Below are 14,558 nucleotides of genomic sequence, written 5' to 3' on the forward strand. Positions count from 1 at the left end.
GGAACCGGAAGGGGCGGGCCGGTTCACGCGCGCGCCACGTCGCCTCCGCGCTGGCCGGCGACCCGGCCGGCACGTTCCGGGGGCTGGATCACCAGACCGCGAGAATGCCGCGAGGGTGCTTTCCATCCGGGGGCCTGCAGCAGCATTGCTTCCCGCCGGCTGCGCCACCGAAGATTGCTTTTTTTTAATCCATCTGGTAGGCGCAGGCTGCTCCGGAATGCGAGGCCGAGGGCCTGCGCTGGGCAGGGGAGCAGTTCTCGTCGCACATCGCCGGAAGGCTGGGAGCGTGATGCTGAGCCCGCCATATCCGGCGAACGAACCGCCCGCCCAGCGTGGAGAGAAGGATGGGGATCACCGATCGAATCTCGGCCGCCGATGTCGTCCTCGACCTGGGCGCCAGCAGCAAGCGCAACCTGCTGCAGACCCTCGCGGCCGAGGCCGCCCGGAGGCTCGGGCGGCCAGAGGAGGAGATCCTCGACGCCCTGCAGGACCGTGAGGGGCTGGGCTCCACGGCCCTCGGCCGGGGCGTCGCGCTTCCCCATGCCCGCCTGGCCGGGGGCGACCCGCCGGTCATGCTCTTCGCGCGGCTCCATCACCCCATCGACTACGAGGCGCGCGACGAGGAGCCGGTCGATCTCGTCATCCTCGTGCTCTGGCCCGCGGCCTCGCCGGAGGGCTTCCTGCCCGCCCTGTCCGAGACCTGCCGGGCGTTGCGCGAGCCGCAGGCGCTGCGGCGGCTGCGGGCGGCGCGGTCGGCCGAGGAGGTCGTCGCGATCCTGAACCGCTACGCCCGGGCGACGGACGACGTGCCGGGGGAGGGGTGATGCGGCCTTCCCTGCCGGAGGCACCGCCCCTGCCGCCTGCCGGGCGCTGAGGCGACGCGATGTACGACACCCTGCTCCTGCTCGCCCTGCTCGGCCTGCCTTTCGCCGGCGCCATCGCGGCCGGCCTGCTGCCGACGCGCGCGCGCAACGTCGCCTCCGCGCTGGCCGGCGCCGTCGCGCTCGCCGGCCTCAGCCTGGTCTGGGCCGCCTACCCGATCGTCTCGGCGGGCGGCGTGCTCCGCGCCGATTTCGCCTGGATGCCGATGCTCGGGCTGCATTTCGTGCTCCGGCTGGATGGCTTTGCCTGGCTCTTCGCCGGGGTGGTGACGGGGATCGGCGCGCTCGTGGTGCTCTATGCGCGCTACTACATGTCCTCCGACGACCCGGTGCCGCGCTTCTTCGCCTTCCTGCTCGCCTTCATGGGCGCGATGATGGGGGTGGTGGTCTCGGGCAACCTGCTCCAGCTCGCCTTCTTCTGGGAGCTGACGAGCCTCTTCTCCTTCCTGCTGATCGGCTACTGGCACCATACCGCGGCCGCCCGCGACGGCGCGCGCATGGCGCTGACCATCACGGCCTCGGGCGGGCTCGCCCTCTTCGCCGGCGTGCTGGTGCTCGGCCACATCACCGGCAGCTACGACCTCGAGGTGGTGCTCGCCGCCGGCGACCGCATCCGGGCGCACCCGCTCTACCTGCCGGCCCTGGTCCTCATCCTGCTCGGCGCCCTGACCAAGAGCGCGCAGTTCCCCTTCCATTTCTGGCTGCCGCACGCCATGGCGGCGCCGACCCCGGTCTCGGCCTATCTCCATTCCGCCACGCTGGTGAAGGCCGGCATCTTCCTGATGGCGCGGCTCTGGCCGGCGATGGCGGGCACCGAGGCCTGGTTCCTGATCGTCGGGACGGCCGGGCTGGTCACGCTGCTGGTCGGCGCCTATGTCGCGATCTTCCAGCACGACCTGAAGGGGCTGCTGGCCTATTCCACCATCAGCCATCTCGGGCTGATCACCCTGCTGCTCGGCCTCAACAGCAAGCTGGCGCTGGTCGCGGCGGTCTTCCACGTGCTGAACCACGCCGCCTTCAAGGCCTCCCTCTTCATGGCGGCCGGCATCATCGACCATGAGACGGGCACGCGCGACATCCGGCGCCTGTCGGGCCTCAACCGCCCCATGCCCTTCACCGCGCGGCTGGCGCTGGTCGCCGCCGCGGCCATGGCCGGCGTGCCGCTGCTGAACGGCTTCATCTCCAAGGAGATGTTCTTCGCCGAGGCGCTGTCGGCCGAGGCGCCGTTGCCCGGGCTGCTGAACCTGCTGCCGCTCGCCGCCCTGCTGGCCAGCGCCTTCAGCGTCACCTACTCGCTTCGCTTCATCCACGGCGCCTTCTTCGGGCCGGACCCGGTGGACCTGCCACGCCAGCCGCATGAGCCCGCCACCTGGATGCGCTTCCCGGTCGAGATCCTGGTGCTGGCCTGCATCATGGTGGGCCTGCTGCCGGCGGCGACGGTCGGGCCCTTCCTCGACGTGGCCGTGCGCGCGGTGCTGGGGCCGGAGGTGCCCTATTACAGCCTGACCGTCTGGCACGGCTTCAACCTGCCGCTGCTGATGAGCGTGGTCGCGCTGGCCGGCGGCGTCGCCCTCTACCGCCTGCTGCAGCGGCGGCTGCGCAGCGGGGCGGAGGGCCCGCCGCTGCTCCGGCGGTTGCAGGGGCAGCGCATCTTCGAGCGGACGATGGTCTTCCTCTCCTGGCGGCTTGCCCGGCGGCTGGAAGGGTTCCTCGGCACGCGGCGGCTGCAGCCGCAGCTGCGCCTGATCGTCGCCGTCGCGATCTTGGCGGGTGCCGGCGCGGCCTGGCTGCGCGGTGTCGGGCCGGGAAACCTGCCGGCCTCACCCGTAGATCCCGTCCTGGCGCTGCTGTGGATGGTGGGCGGCATCTGTGCGATCGGCGCGGCCTGGCAGGCCAAGTACCATCGCCTCGCCGCGGTCATCCTGGTCGGCGGGGTGGGGCTCATCGTCTGCGTCACCTTCGTCTGGTTCTCCGCCCCCGACCTGGCGCTGACGCAGCTCACGGTGGAGGTGGTGACCACCGTGCTCCTGCTGCTCGGCCTGCGCTGGCTGCCGAAGCGGTTCCAGACTCCCGGGGAGCGCGGGCCGGAGGTGCTGACGCGCACGCGCCGGCTGCGCGACCTGGCCCTGGCGGTCGCCGCCGGCGGCGGCCTGGCAGCGCTGTCCTACGCCGTGATGACGCGCACGCCGCCCGACCTGCTGGCCCGCGACTTCCTGGCGCGTGCCTATACCGAAGGCGGCGGCACCAATGTGGTCAATGTCATCCTGGTGGATTTCCGCGGCTTCGACACGCTGGGCGAGATCTTCGTGGTGGCGGCGGTGGCGCTGGCCACCTATGCCCTGCTGCGTCGCTTCCGCCCGGCGCCCGACAGCGTGGAACTGCCGGAGCAGCAGCGCGACCAGCAGGAGACGGACACCCTGCAGCCGGAGCGGGGCGAGAGCGGCCGGGTGGCCGACTGGCTGATGGTGCCCTTCGTGCTGACGCGGCTCGTGTTCCCGGTCATGCTCCTGGTGGCGGTCTTCCTGCTGCTGCGCGGCCATGACCTGCCCGGCGGCGGCTTCTCGGCGGGCATGGTCGTCGCGATCGCCATCATCATGCTCTACATGATCGGCGGGACGGACTGGACCGAGGACCGGCTGCGGCTGCGGCCGCATCTCTGGATCGGCACCGGGCTGCTGCTCGCCACCGGCACCGGGCTTGCCGCCTGGGCCTTCGGCCACCCCTTCCTGACCTCCTACTTCGCCTATCTGGACCTGCCCTTCATCGGGAAGGTCCCGGCCGCCAGCGCGCTGCTCTTCGACATCGGCGTGTTCATCCTGGTGGTCGGCGCCACGCTGCTGATGCTGGTCGCGCTGGCGCATCAGTCCGTGCGCGGCCACCGCGCCACGCCCCGGCCGCCGCCCGCGCCCGTGGCGCGCGAGCGGACCCCTGTCACCGCGGCGGGAGAGGACTGATGGAACTCGTTGCCTCGCTCGGCATCGGCGTGCTGGCCGGCTCGGGCGTCTGGCTGCTGCTACGGCCGCGTACCTTCCAGGTCATCATCGGCCTCTCCCTGCTGTCCTATGCCGTGAACCTGTTCATCTTCTCGACCGGGGGGCTGCGCAGCGGCGCGGCCGCCATCCTTGAGCCGGGCGAGGCGGGGAGCATCGCCCAGTACACCGACCCGCTGCCCCAGGCGCTGGTGCTGACCGCCATCGTCATCAGCTTCGCGACCACGGCGCTGCTGCTGGTGGTGCTGCTGGCCGCGCGCGGCCTGACCGGGACCGACCATGTGGACGGGCGGGAGCGCGACCGGTGAGCGGCTGGATGGACCATCTGGTGATCGCGCCGGTCCTGGTGCCGATGCTGGCCGGCATCGTCATGATCCTCGCCGGCGATCGCTGGCGGGGGGCGACGGTATCGCTCGGCCTCGGCTCCACCCTGGCGCTGGCGGTGCTCTCCGCCCTGCTGCTCGTGCTGGCGGACGGGCCGGTGGTGCGCATCTACCGGCTGGGCGACTGGCCCTCGCTGTTCGGCATCGTGCTGGTGCTGGACCGACTCTCGGCGCTGATGCTGGTGCTGACGGCGGCGCTCGGCCTCGCCGTCTTCGTCTTCTCGCTGTCGCGCTGGCATCGCGCCGGGGCGTATTTCCACCCGCTCCTGCAATTCCAGCTCATGGGGCTGAACGGCGCCTTCCTGACCGGCGACCTGTTCAACCTCTTCGTCTTCTTCGAGGTGATGCTCGCCGCCTCCTACGGCATGGCGCTGCACGGCTCCGGCACGGCGCGGGTCCGGGCGGGGCTGCACTACATCACCATCAACCTGCTGGCCTCGCTGCTGTTCCTGATCGGGGTCAGCGTGGTCTATGGCATCGGCGGCACGCTCAACATGGCCGACCTCGCGGCGCGCATGCGCGACGTCGCGGCCGAGGACCGGGCCTTGCTGGAGACCGGCCTCGCGGTGCTCGGCATCGCCTTCCTGGTCAAGGCGGCGATGTGGCCGCTGGGCTTCTGGCTGCCGGGCACCTATGCCGCGGCCTGCGCGCCGGCGGCGGCGATCCTTTCCATCCTCAGCAAGGTCGGGGTCTATGCGGTGCTGCGCCTCTGGCTGCTGCTGTTCGGCGCGGCCGCCGGCGAGTCCGCCGGCTTCGGCGGCCCCTGGCTGGTGGCCGGCGGGGTGCTGACCATCGCCTTCGGCTCGATCGCCGTGCTGGCCACGCAGAACCTGTCGCGCCTCGCGGGGGCGAGCGTGCTGGTCTCCTCCGGCACCCTGCTGGCCGCCATCGGCGCGGGCCAGGTCGCGGTGACCGGCGGCGCGCTGTTCTACCTCGCCAGCTCGGTGCTCGCGATCGGCGCCTTCTTCCTGCTGATCGAACTGGTGGAGCGCGGCCGCGAGGTCGGCGCCGACGTGCTGGCGGTGACGCGCGAGGCCTTCGGCACGGGCGAGGAGGAGGAGGAGACGCAGGAGCAGGAGGCGGTCGGCGTCGCCATCCCGGGCACCGTCGCCATCCTCGGCATGAGCTTCATGGCCTGCGCGCTGCTGCTGGCGGGCCTGCCGCCGCTTTCCGGCTTCCTGGCGAAATTCGCCATCCTCGCCCCGCTGCTCGGCACCGGCGAGGCCGGGCTGCCCGTCACCACCTGGGTGCTGCTGGCGGCCCTGATCCTGTCCGGGCTGGCGACGGTCATCGCCATGCTGCGCGCCGGCATCGACGCCTTCTGGGCCTCGCCGGCCGGCAGCGTGCCGCGGGTCGGGGTCATCGAGATCGCGCCCGTCGCGCTGCTGCTGGCCCTTTGCGGCGCGCTCACCATCGGGGCGGGGCCGGCCATGGACTACATGCAGGCCGCGGCGCAGGCGCTGCACGCGCCGCAGGACTACCTGCGGGGCGTCCTCGCGGCGACGGCCGCGCGGCCGGGGGGCGGCGGATGACGCGCTGGCTGCCCTACCCGCTGCTGACGCTGGCGCTGCTCGCCGCCTGGCTGCTGCTGGCCGAAAGCCTCTCCCCCGGCGCCTTCCTGCTCGGCGCCCTGGTCGCGCTCCTGGCCTCCTGGGTACTGGCGGTGCTGGCGCCGCCGAAGGCGCGGCTGCGGCGGCTCGGCGCGGTGCCGGGGCTGCTGGCCATGGTCCTGGTGGAGGTCGTGCGGTCCAACAACGCCGTCGCCCGGATCATCCTGCGGCCGGGCGGGGCGAGGCCCCCCCGCTCGGGCTTCGTGCGCATCCCGCTCGACCTGCGCAATCCCTATGGCCTGGCGGCGCTGGCCTGCATCCTCACCGCCACGCCGGGCACGGTCTGGGTGGAATACGATTCGAGCGACGGGACGATGCTGCTGCATGTGCTCGACCTGATCGATGAGGAAGCCTGGGTCCGCATCATCAAGGACCGGTGGGAGCGGCGGCTGATGGAGATCTTCGAATGAGCGTGGCGCTGCTCGGCTGGTCCATCCTGCTCGCGCAGGTCCTGCTCGCCGCCGCGATGGGCTGCGCGGCCTTCCGCGTCCTGCGCGGGCCGCGGGCGCAGGACCGCGTCCTCGCGCTCGATACGCTCTACATCAACGCCGCGATGCTGCTGCTGGTCTTCGGCATCCGGACCGGCAGCACCCATTACTTCGAGGCGGCGCTGCTCATCGCGCTGCTCGGCTTCGTCGCGACCGCGGCGCTGTCGAAATTCCTGATGCGCGGCGAGGTGATCGAATGACGCAGGCGGCCAATCTCCCCCTCTGGGCCGCGCTGCCCGTCGCGCTGCTGCTGCTGACCGGCGCCGGGCTCGGGCTCATCGGCTCGGTCGGGCTGCTGCGGCTGCGCAATTTCTACGAGCGCATCCACGCCCCCACCCTCGCCACGACGCTCGGCATCGGCTTCATCCTGCTCGCCTCGGCGCTGCACTTCTCCGTGCTGCAGAGCCGCCCCGTGCTGCATGAGGTGCTGATCGCGGTCCTCATGGTGATCACCACGCCGGTCACGCTGATGCTGCTGGCCCGCGCCGCCCTCTACCGCGACCGGCGGGAGGGCGACCCGGAGGTGCCGCCGCTGCCGCCGCAGGTATCGCGGCCGCAGCGGCGGGACGGCTGATGCCCGGCCGGCCCGGCGCAGGCGCAGGCGCACAGGCATGCCGGCCTCTACGACCGGCACGCGATCTGCTGTAGATCGTGGATCCGTGCCAGCGACCTGCGCCGTCCCCGGCGCCGGGCGCCGCCCGACCGGAGACCGCCTTGCCCCGTTCCCGGCTGCTCGCCCTCCTTGCCCTCCTCCTCCCGCAGGCCGCCGCCGCGGGTGACCTGCTGGTCACGGTGCGGGGCGTCGCCTCGGCCGAGGGGCAGGTGATGGTCGCGGCCTGCCCGCCGGAGGCCTATCCGGGCGGTGCCTGCCGCCATGTCGCGCGCGCCCCGGCCCGGCCCGGCGCGGTGCAGCTGCGGATCACCGGCCTGCCGGAAGGGCGCTGGGGCCTTTCCGCCTTTCACGATGCCGATGGCGACGGCCAGCTCGGCCGGGACTGGCTGGGCCGGCCGACCGAGGGCGTGGGCTTCGGCAATGACGCGCCGATCGGCCGCCTGGGCCCGCCCGGTTTCGAGGCGGCCTCGGTCGACACCCCGCTGCGGGGCGAGGCGCAGACCACCCTCACCCTCCGCTATCGCTGAAGGCCGAACTCAGGCCTGCCGCGCAACGGCCCGGCCGGCGGGGCGTTCCGGTGCCGCGGCCGATCCCCGGCCGGGAGGCCCCTTCGGTCCGCATGCCCGACTCGCCGCCACCGACCCAGAATCGCGGCATCGCCGCCGCCGGCGTCCCCGGCTCCGGCCTGCAACTCCTCCAGGGCGCGCTCCTGGTCATCGCCGTGCTCTATTTCGGGCGGGAGCTGCTGATGCCGCTGGTGCTCGCGGTGCTGCTCTCCTTCGTGCTGGCGCCGGTCGTGCGCGGCCTCAGGCGCATCCACCTGCCGCGCGTCGCCGCCGTGCTCGTGGCCGTCGCCCTCGCCGGCACCGTCATCCTCGCGACCGGCCTGCTGCTCGGGCGGCAGGCGACCTCCCTGGCCGAGAACCTGCCGGGCTACCGGACCGCCGTACTGCAGAAGCTGGAGAGGTTGCAGGCCTCGGGCGGGCTGCTGGACCGCGTCTCCAGCGCCATGCAGGAGCTCGGCCGGACCGCCGGCGCGAACGAGCCGGCGGCACCCGCCCAGCCCCGCGCCGCCCCCAGCCGGCTGCCGAGCGAGGCGGTGCCGGTCGAGATCCGCGCCCCCGACCCAACCCCCTTCGAGATGATGCAGCGGGTGGCGGAGCCGCTGATCGGCCCGCTGGCGATCACCGGCATCGTCGCCATCCTGGTCATCTTCATCCTGCTCTACCGGGAGGACCTGCGGGACCGGCTGATCCGCCTGGCCGGGGCGCGCGACCTGCACCGGACCATGGCGGCGATGGACGACGCGGCCTACCGCCTGTCGCGCTACTTCCTGGCGCTCACCGCCATGAACACCGCCTATGGCCTGCTCATCGCGGCGGCGCTCTGGCTCATCGGCATCCCGAACCCGCTGCTCTGGGGCTTCGTCGCCGGGCTGATGCGCTTCGTGCCCTTCATCGGCAGCTTCATCGCGGCCGGCTTCCCCCTGCTGCTGGCGCTGGCGGTCGATCCGGGCTGGGCGACGCTGGTCTGGGTACTGATCCTTTTCGTCATCGGCGAGCTGGCGATGGGCCAGGTCTTCGAGCCGCTGGTCTTCGGCCACTCGACGGGCCTCTCGCCCATCGCGGTGATCGCCGCCGCGGCCTTCTGGACCTGGCTCTGGGGCCCGATCGGGCTGCTGATGGCGGTGCCGCTGACGGTCTGCCTGGTGGTGCTGGGGCGGCATGTGGACCGGCTGGAATTCCTCGACGTCATGCTGGGCGACAGCCCGCCGCTTGACCCGGAGGAGACCTTCTACCAGCGGGCGCTGGCCGGCGACACCGATGCGCTGGCAGAGCAGGCGGAGGGCTGCCTGAAGGACAGGCCCCTGGCCGAGTATCTGGATTCGGTGGCGCTGCCGGCGCTGCGGCTCGCCCAGGCGGACGCCGTGCACGGCGCCCTCTCGCCCGAGCGGCGGGACGGGCTGCAGCGGAGCGTCGAGATGCTGATCGAGGACCTGGAGGAGGCGGAGGACCCGAAGCCCGAGGCGGGCGAGGAACCCGCCCCGGTGCCCGGCCCCTGGCAGGTGCCGGGGGCGGTGCTCTGCCTGCCCGGCCGCGGGCCCTTCGACGCGCTGGCCGCGGTGATGCTGGGCCAGGCGCTGCGGCGGCGCGGCTTCGGCGTGCAGATCGGCGGCATGGCGGCCGGCCCGGCGGCGCCGCCGAGGCTGCTCTGCCTCTGCCTGATCGAGGGCGGCAGCAGCGCGGCGACGGCGCGCTACCTGCTGCGCCGCGCGCGGCGACGGCTGCCGGGCACCCCCGCGCTTGCCCTCGCCTGGGCGCCGGACTCGGCCGGGACGCTGGCGACGGCGCTGAAGGCGGAGGGCCAGGCGGCGCCGCTGCTGCTGGCGAGCAGCCTCGCCGAGGCGCTGGACATGACGCTCGAGCAGGCCGGCAGCGCGGCGCCGCAGGTGCTGACGGAGCCGGCGCCGAGGCCGGAGCCGCCGAGCCTGGGCGTGGCCACGGCGCCGGCCTAGAGCAGATCGCGGAGGGGCGTGAACGCCCGGGAGCCTGAATCTGCTCTACAATTAATGATCTACAGTGGATTGGCGTTCAGTTCTGAACGCAATCCGCTGTAGTCCCAGGGACAGCATCAGATCCGCCGCACCGGCACCCGCCAGGCCAGCCAGCTTCCGGCCGCGGCCAGCAGGGCGGCGCCGCCATAGGCGGCACGGAAGGCGCCCGTCAGCCCTTCCTTCAGCGCCGAACGCTCCGCCTCCGCCAGCCCCGGCAGCAGCGCCGGCCCTTCCCGCACCAGCCGGGCGAAGAGATCGGCCGTGCCGGCATCGCCCGCCGCCAGCGTCCCGAACAGCAGGGCACCGAGCAGCGTGGTGGCCATGGCGGCCCCCAGCGTCCGGGAGAACTGCACGGACCCCGCCGCGGCCCCCAGCCGCGCCGGCCCCGCCGCCACCTGCACCGTGATCTGCGAGACGGGGTAGGAGGTTCCCATCCCCGTCGCCACCAGGCCGAACAGCAGGGCCAGCCAGCCCGGCGAGAGCACCGGTGCCAGCCAGGCCACCGCCAGCAGCCCGGCGGCGGCGAAGCCCAGGCCGATGCCCGCGATCGGCATGCCGATGCCGGTCCGCGTCATCAGCCGCCCCGCCGTCAGCCCGCCGATGCCGCCGCCGAGCGAGAGCGGCAGCAGCATCAGCCCGGCCGTCGCCGGGGAGAGGCCGCGCACGCTCTGCAGCCAGATCGGCAGGAAGGTGATCAGCGCCACCAGCGCGCCATGGGCGCAGCCGGTCAGCAGGTTGCTGCGCAGGATGGAGGGCTCGGCCAGCAGGGGCAGCGGCAGCAGCGGGTCGCGCGCCCGCTTCTCCTGCCGCAGCAGCAGGAGGAAGGCCAGGCCGGCCAGCAGGGCGAGGCCGATCGCCCCGGGCACGGCCGCGAGGTTGAGCCGCTGCGCCGCCTGCAAGGCCAGCAGCGCCGGGGTGACGAAGGCGGCGAAGAGCAGCACGCCCGCCAGGTCGAAGCGGAAGGCGCCGCCGCCGCCCGGCCGCGGCGGGATGCGCAGCGCCAGGCCGAAGGCGAGGGCGCTCGCCGGCAGCATGGCCCAGAAGACCGCGCGCCAGCCGAAGGCACCGGTCAGCCAGCCGCCGAGCAGCGGGCCGAGGCAGGAGGCGGTGGTGAAGCAGGCGACGATCCAGGCCTGGAAGCGGCCGCGCTCGCGCGGCGGGACGGCTTCCGCGATCAGCGCCATGGTGAGGGTGGCGAGGCCGCCGCCCCCGAAGCCCTGCAGCAGCCGCCCTGCCAGCAGCGCGGGGAAGCCGGCTGCCGTCGCCGAGATCAGGGCGCCCAGCGCCTGGAGGATGAGCGCCGCGAGCAGCAGCCGCCGCCGGCCGAAGGCATCGCCGAGGCGGCCGAAGACCGGCGCCGCGATGGTCGCCGCGATCAGCCAGGCGACGACCACCCAGGAGATGCGCTCGACCACGCCGAGGCTGCCGGCGATGGCCGGCAGGGCCGTCGCCACGATGGTCTGGTCGATGGCGGCGATGATGATGGAGGGGGCCACGCCGGGGAAGCTGCGGAAGAAGGCGGCGCGCAGCGCGGCGGGGGTCATCGACGGCGCGGGGTCGGGCGGCGGGGCGCCGGCGTCGCGCGGGCTCATGCGGCGGGCGGGGAGGAAGGAGCAGGCATGCTGGCCCCACGGGAGGGCATCGGCATGGCTTTGTCCAGTCGTCCGACCAAGGCTGGGGCACCGGGCGGCGGCCGGGCCCGGGCGGGGCAGCGGGGAAACGGGGCGGCAGGGCGGGCGCCGCCCGCCGCCTACACCACGCTGTTGCGACCCATCTCCAGGAATTTCTCCCGCCGCCGCGCCCGCAGTGTGGCGCCGTCATGGGCCAGCAGCGGCTCCAGGCTCTCCCACACCTTGTCGCCCACGGCCTTCAGCGCCGAATCGGGGTCGCGATGCGCGCCGCCCATCGGCTCCGGCACCACGGCATCGATCAGGTTCAGCCGGCGGAGATCCTCGGCGGTCAGCTTCAGCGCCTCGGCCGCCGTCGCCGCCTGGGCGGAATCGCGCCAGAGGATGCTGGCGCAGCCCTCCGGGCTGATCACCGAATAGATGCTGTGCTCCAGCATCAGCACCCGGTCGGCGGCGGCCAGCGCGATGGCGCCGCCCGAGCCGCCCTCCCCGATGATCGTCGCCACGAAGGGCACCGGCGCCTCCAGGCAGGCCTCGATGGAGCGGGCGATCGCCTCGGCCTGGCCGCGCGCCTCCGCCTCGATCCCCGGGAAGGCGCCGGCGGTGTCCACGAAGGAGAGGATTGGCAGGCCGAAGCGGCCGGCCAGCTCGATGATCCGACGGGCCTTCCGGTAGCCCTCCGGCCGGGCCATGCCGAAATTATGCTTCACCCGGCTCTCGGTATCCGCGCCCTTCTCGGTGCCGAGCACCGCGACCGCCCGGCCGCGGAACCGCCCGAGGCCGCCGACCACCGCCGCGTCATCGGCGAAGGCCCGGTCGCCGGCCAGCGGGGTCCATTCCTCGATATGGGCGCGGATGTAGTCCAGGCATTTCGGCCGGTCCGGGTGGCGCGCGACCAGGGCCTTCTGCCAGGGGGTCAGCTTGGCATAGGTGCTCTTCAGCAGGGCCTGCGCCTTGTCGCGCAGCTTCGCCACCTCGTCCGCCACGTCGATGCCGCCGGCATCGGTGGTGCGGCGCAGCTCCTCGATCTTGCCCTCGAGCTCGGCGATCGGTTTTTCGAAATCCAGGAAGTGGCGCATCGGGTCCCTGTGGCCCGAGGCGGCGGGCCAGGCATGGCAGAATGGGCCCCTGCCGCGGCGCGCGGTCCTGCTGCGCCGCGGGACTGGTCCCCCGGGCGCCGGGGTTAGCGGAAAAGCGCGGAGGGAGGAAGCGGCGACGGTGGTCAGCCGGGGGTTGGCGGGCGCCGCACCGCCGCCGCCGAACGGGGCCGGGCCATGGGCGTTGCGCGCTCACCCCGGCGCGAGGAGCGTTGCATGGCCGAGACCGACTGGCGCGCCACCAACCAGGCGCATTGGAAGGAGCGGGTCGCGATCCACCTGGCCCCCGGCGGCTACGACCTGACCGCGCTGCGCGCCGGCCAGGGCCGGCTGGACGCGATCGTCGAGGCGGAGCTCGGCCCCGTCGCCGGCTGCCGCGTGTTGCACCTGCAATGCCATGTCGGCCAGGACACGCTGACGCTTGCCCAGCGCGGGGCGGCGGTGACCGGCCTCGACTTCTGCAGCGCCGGCATCGAGGCGGCGCGCGCGCTGGCGGGGGAGCTGGGCCTCGCGGACCGTGCCCGCTTCGTCGAGTCCGACCTCTACCAGGCGCCGGAGGCGTTGGCCGAGCCCGAGAGCTTCGACCTGGTCTTCGTCACCTGGGGCGCGCTGGCCTGGCTGCCGGACATCGCGGGCTGGGCGCGGGTGGTGGCGGGGTTCCTGAAGCCCGGCGGCCGGCTCTACCTGGCGGAGGGCCACCCCATCGCCCTGGTCTTCGACGACCGCGCCCCGACCGCGATCGAGGGCATGCCCGGCTGGCTGGTGCCCTATTTCGACCCGCGCGCGCTCGTCCTGGACGAGGAGGAGGATTACGCGAACCCGGCGGCGCGGCTGACCCAGACCCGCACGGTCACCTGGATGCACCCGGTAGCGGAGGTGCTGGGCGCGCTGCGCGGCGCCGGGATGCGGCTTGACTGGCTGCACGAGCATCCGCGGGTGACCTGGCGGATGTTCCAGGCGCTGGAGCGGGACGCCGACGGCCTCTGGGCCTGGCCGGGCCGGCCCTGGCTGCCGCTGGCCTATTCGCTGGCGGCGGTGAGGGAGTGAGCGCCTACCGGTCCGGGGCGGCCGGGTCCTCCCGTTCGGCGAGCGGGTGGTGCGCCTCCACCAGCGCCTTCAGCCTTTCCTCCAGCACCTTGGTGTAGATCTGCGTGGTGGCGATGTCGGCATGCCCCAGCAGCAATTGCAGGCTGCGCAGATCCGCCCCCCGCCCCAGCAGGTGGCTGGCGAAGGAATGCCTGAGGACATGCGGGCTCACCCGCTCGGGGTCGATGCCCGCGGCCAGCGCCGCATCCTTCAGCAGCAGCCCGAGCGCCTGGCGGGTCATGTGGCCATTGGCCGCGCGCGAGGGGAAGAGCCAGCGCTGCGCCCGCGCGCCGGTCGCGGAGGCCCGGCCCGTCTCCGCCAGCGCCTCGCGCGCCGCGATCGCCGCCGCCCGCGCCCGGTTCGAGATCGGCACCAGCCGCTCCCGCCCGCCCTTGCCGCGCACCGCGACCAGCGGCGCGTCCGGCCGGAGGGCCGAGGCGGGCAGCACCACCAGTTCGCTGGCGCGCAGGCCGGAGCAGTAGAGCAGCTCGATCGCCGCCGCCGCCTGGGGCCCGCGATGGCCCGGCAGGGTCGCGGCGCCGGCCAGCAGCGCCTCCACCTCCGCCTCGGTGATGGCCTTCGGCAGGCTGGGCGCCGGTTTCGGCCCCTCCAGCAGCTCGGTCGGGTCGTCTGCCCGCACCCCCTCCCGCGCCAGGAAGCGGAAGAACTGGCGCAGGGAGGAGAGCCGCCGCGCCGCCGTCCGCGGCCGGAGGCCGAGATCGCTCAGCCGGCGCAGATAGGCCCGCAGGGTCTCGGTCCCGGCCCCCGCGGGCGGCGTGCCCTGCCGGTCACAGAAGTCGAAGAAATCCTGCAGGTCGGCGCCATAAGCGGCCTGCGTGTTGCGGGCGGCGCCACGCTCCGCCGCCAGCATCTCCAGGAAGGCTTCCAGGTGCCGGGCGGCCAAATCCCGGCCTCAGCGGGTCTGGAAGCGGTCGTTCGGCACGACCCGCTCGACCGGCTTCGGCTCGACCGAGGGGGGGAAGGCCCCGACGGCGAGCATTCCCACCGCGACCAGGGCAAGCAGGATCGCGGCAAGCAGCAGAATGGGCCGACGGAACATTGCGGGCAGGGTCCTCGCGCAAAGGCGGCGGTGTGCTAGCCTTCGGCATCGTGTCACGCAACAACGCCATCGCCTGCGCATCGTCCGCCGCATCCTCCGCCCCGGCCGCCGTCGCGCCCGCCGCCCCCGGGGCGGCCGCCTGGACCGGCCCCGCGCCGGGGCCTGCCA

14 protein-coding genes are annotated in these 14,558 nt (G+C 73.6%); 10 read left to right on the forward strand and 4 right to left on the reverse strand.

What is annotated here, in order from left to right; genetic code table 11:
• Positions 1-344: 344 nt before the first annotated feature.
• The 9 genes from LHA35_RS10125 to LHA35_RS10165 all read left to right on the forward strand — a co-directional run bounded on the left by LHA35_RS10125 (position 345) and on the right by LHA35_RS10165 (position 9,480).
• Complete coding sequence (locus LHA35_RS10125) at positions 345-824, forward strand: PTS sugar transporter subunit IIA (protein ID WP_226607836.1); 480 nt, start codon at positions 345-347, stop codon at positions 822-824.
• 59 nt (positions 825-883) lie between these two features.
• Positions 884-3,835, forward strand: a complete 2,952-nt coding sequence (locus LHA35_RS10130; protein ID WP_226607838.1) for a monovalent cation/H+ antiporter subunit A — start codon at positions 884-886, stop codon at positions 3,833-3,835.
• Positions 3,835-4,179 (forward strand): Na+/H+ antiporter subunit C, encoded by a 345-nt coding sequence (locus LHA35_RS10135; RefSeq protein ID WP_226607840.1) that lies wholly within the window; start codon positions 3,835-3,837, stop codon positions 4,177-4,179. The genes LHA35_RS10130 and LHA35_RS10135 overlap by 1 nt, the downstream gene beginning before the upstream one ends.
• Positions 4,176-5,786: a monovalent cation/H+ antiporter subunit D gene (locus LHA35_RS10140; protein WP_226607842.1), complete on the forward strand. Its 1,611-nt coding sequence runs from the start codon at positions 4,176-4,178 to the stop codon at positions 5,784-5,786. Before LHA35_RS10135 ends, LHA35_RS10140 begins: the two co-directional genes overlap by 4 nt.
• The gene (locus tag LHA35_RS10145) at positions 5,783-6,274 is read left to right on the forward strand and encodes a Na+/H+ antiporter subunit E (RefSeq protein WP_226607844.1); all 492 of its coding nucleotides are present in this window, start codon (positions 5,783-5,785) and stop codon (positions 6,272-6,274) included. The genes LHA35_RS10140 and LHA35_RS10145 overlap by 4 nt, the downstream gene beginning before the upstream one ends.
• Complete coding sequence (locus LHA35_RS10150) at positions 6,271-6,552, forward strand: K+/H+ antiporter subunit F (RefSeq protein WP_226607846.1); 282 nt, start codon at positions 6,271-6,273, stop codon at positions 6,550-6,552. The genes LHA35_RS10145 and LHA35_RS10150 overlap by 4 nt, the downstream gene beginning before the upstream one ends.
• The gene (gene mnhG, locus LHA35_RS10155) at positions 6,549-6,926 is read left to right on the forward strand and encodes a monovalent cation/H(+) antiporter subunit G (RefSeq protein ID WP_226607849.1); all 378 of its coding nucleotides are present in this window, start codon (positions 6,549-6,551) and stop codon (positions 6,924-6,926) included. Before LHA35_RS10150 ends, mnhG begins: the two co-directional genes overlap by 4 nt.
• A 140-nt stretch (positions 6,927-7,066) precedes the next feature.
• Positions 7,067-7,492 carry a DUF2141 domain-containing protein gene (locus LHA35_RS10160; RefSeq protein WP_226607853.1) on the forward strand — a complete coding sequence of 142 codons (426 nt, stop codon included), beginning with the start codon at positions 7,067-7,069 and terminating at the stop codon, positions 7,490-7,492.
• 92 nt (positions 7,493-7,584) lie between these two features.
• Positions 7,585-9,480 carry an AI-2E family transporter gene (locus LHA35_RS10165; RefSeq protein WP_226607857.1) on the forward strand — a complete coding sequence of 632 codons (1,896 nt, stop codon included), beginning with the start codon at positions 7,585-7,587 and terminating at the stop codon, positions 9,478-9,480.
• Between the two features lie 116 nt (positions 9,481-9,596).
• On the opposite strand, the gene LHA35_RS10170 is transcribed toward LHA35_RS10165, so the two are convergent.
• Both LHA35_RS10170 and LHA35_RS10175 read right to left on the reverse strand, forming a co-directional pair.
• A complete protein-coding gene (locus LHA35_RS10170; protein ID WP_226607860.1) occupies positions 9,597-11,111 on the reverse strand; it encodes an MFS transporter in 1,515 nt (504 codons plus the stop codon).
• Positions 11,112-11,269: 158 nt separating this feature from the next.
• A complete protein-coding gene (locus LHA35_RS10175; protein WP_226607863.1) occupies positions 11,270-12,226 on the reverse strand; it encodes an acetyl-CoA carboxylase carboxyltransferase subunit alpha in 957 nt (318 codons plus the stop codon).
• A 234-nt stretch (positions 12,227-12,460) separates the two neighbouring features.
• On the opposite strand from LHA35_RS10175, the gene LHA35_RS10180 reads away from it, so the two are divergent.
• Positions 12,461-13,291, forward strand: coding sequence for a class I SAM-dependent methyltransferase (locus LHA35_RS10180; protein WP_226607866.1), 831 nt, complete (start codon positions 12,461-12,463; stop codon positions 13,289-13,291).
• A 4-nt stretch (positions 13,292-13,295) separates the two neighbouring features.
• Here the strand turns inward: LHA35_RS10180 and LHA35_RS10185 are convergent, their stop codons facing one another.
• Together LHA35_RS10185 and LHA35_RS10190 are read right to left on the reverse strand one after the other, a co-directional pair.
• Positions 13,296-14,201 carry a tyrosine recombinase gene (locus LHA35_RS10185; RefSeq protein ID WP_264185464.1) on the reverse strand — a complete coding sequence of 302 codons (906 nt, stop codon included), beginning with the start codon at positions 14,199-14,201 and terminating at the stop codon, positions 13,296-13,298.
• 42 nt (positions 14,202-14,243) lie between these two features.
• Positions 14,244-14,390, reverse strand: coding sequence for a hypothetical protein (locus tag LHA35_RS10190; RefSeq protein ID WP_226607871.1), 147 nt, complete (start codon positions 14,388-14,390; stop codon positions 14,244-14,246).
• Positions 14,391-14,558: the final 168 nt, after the last annotated feature.

It is taken from the genome of Roseicella aerolata (assembly GCF_020523605.1).
GTDB classification, from domain to species: Bacteria; Pseudomonadota; Alphaproteobacteria; order Acetobacterales; family Acetobacteraceae; genus Paracraurococcus; species Paracraurococcus aerolatus.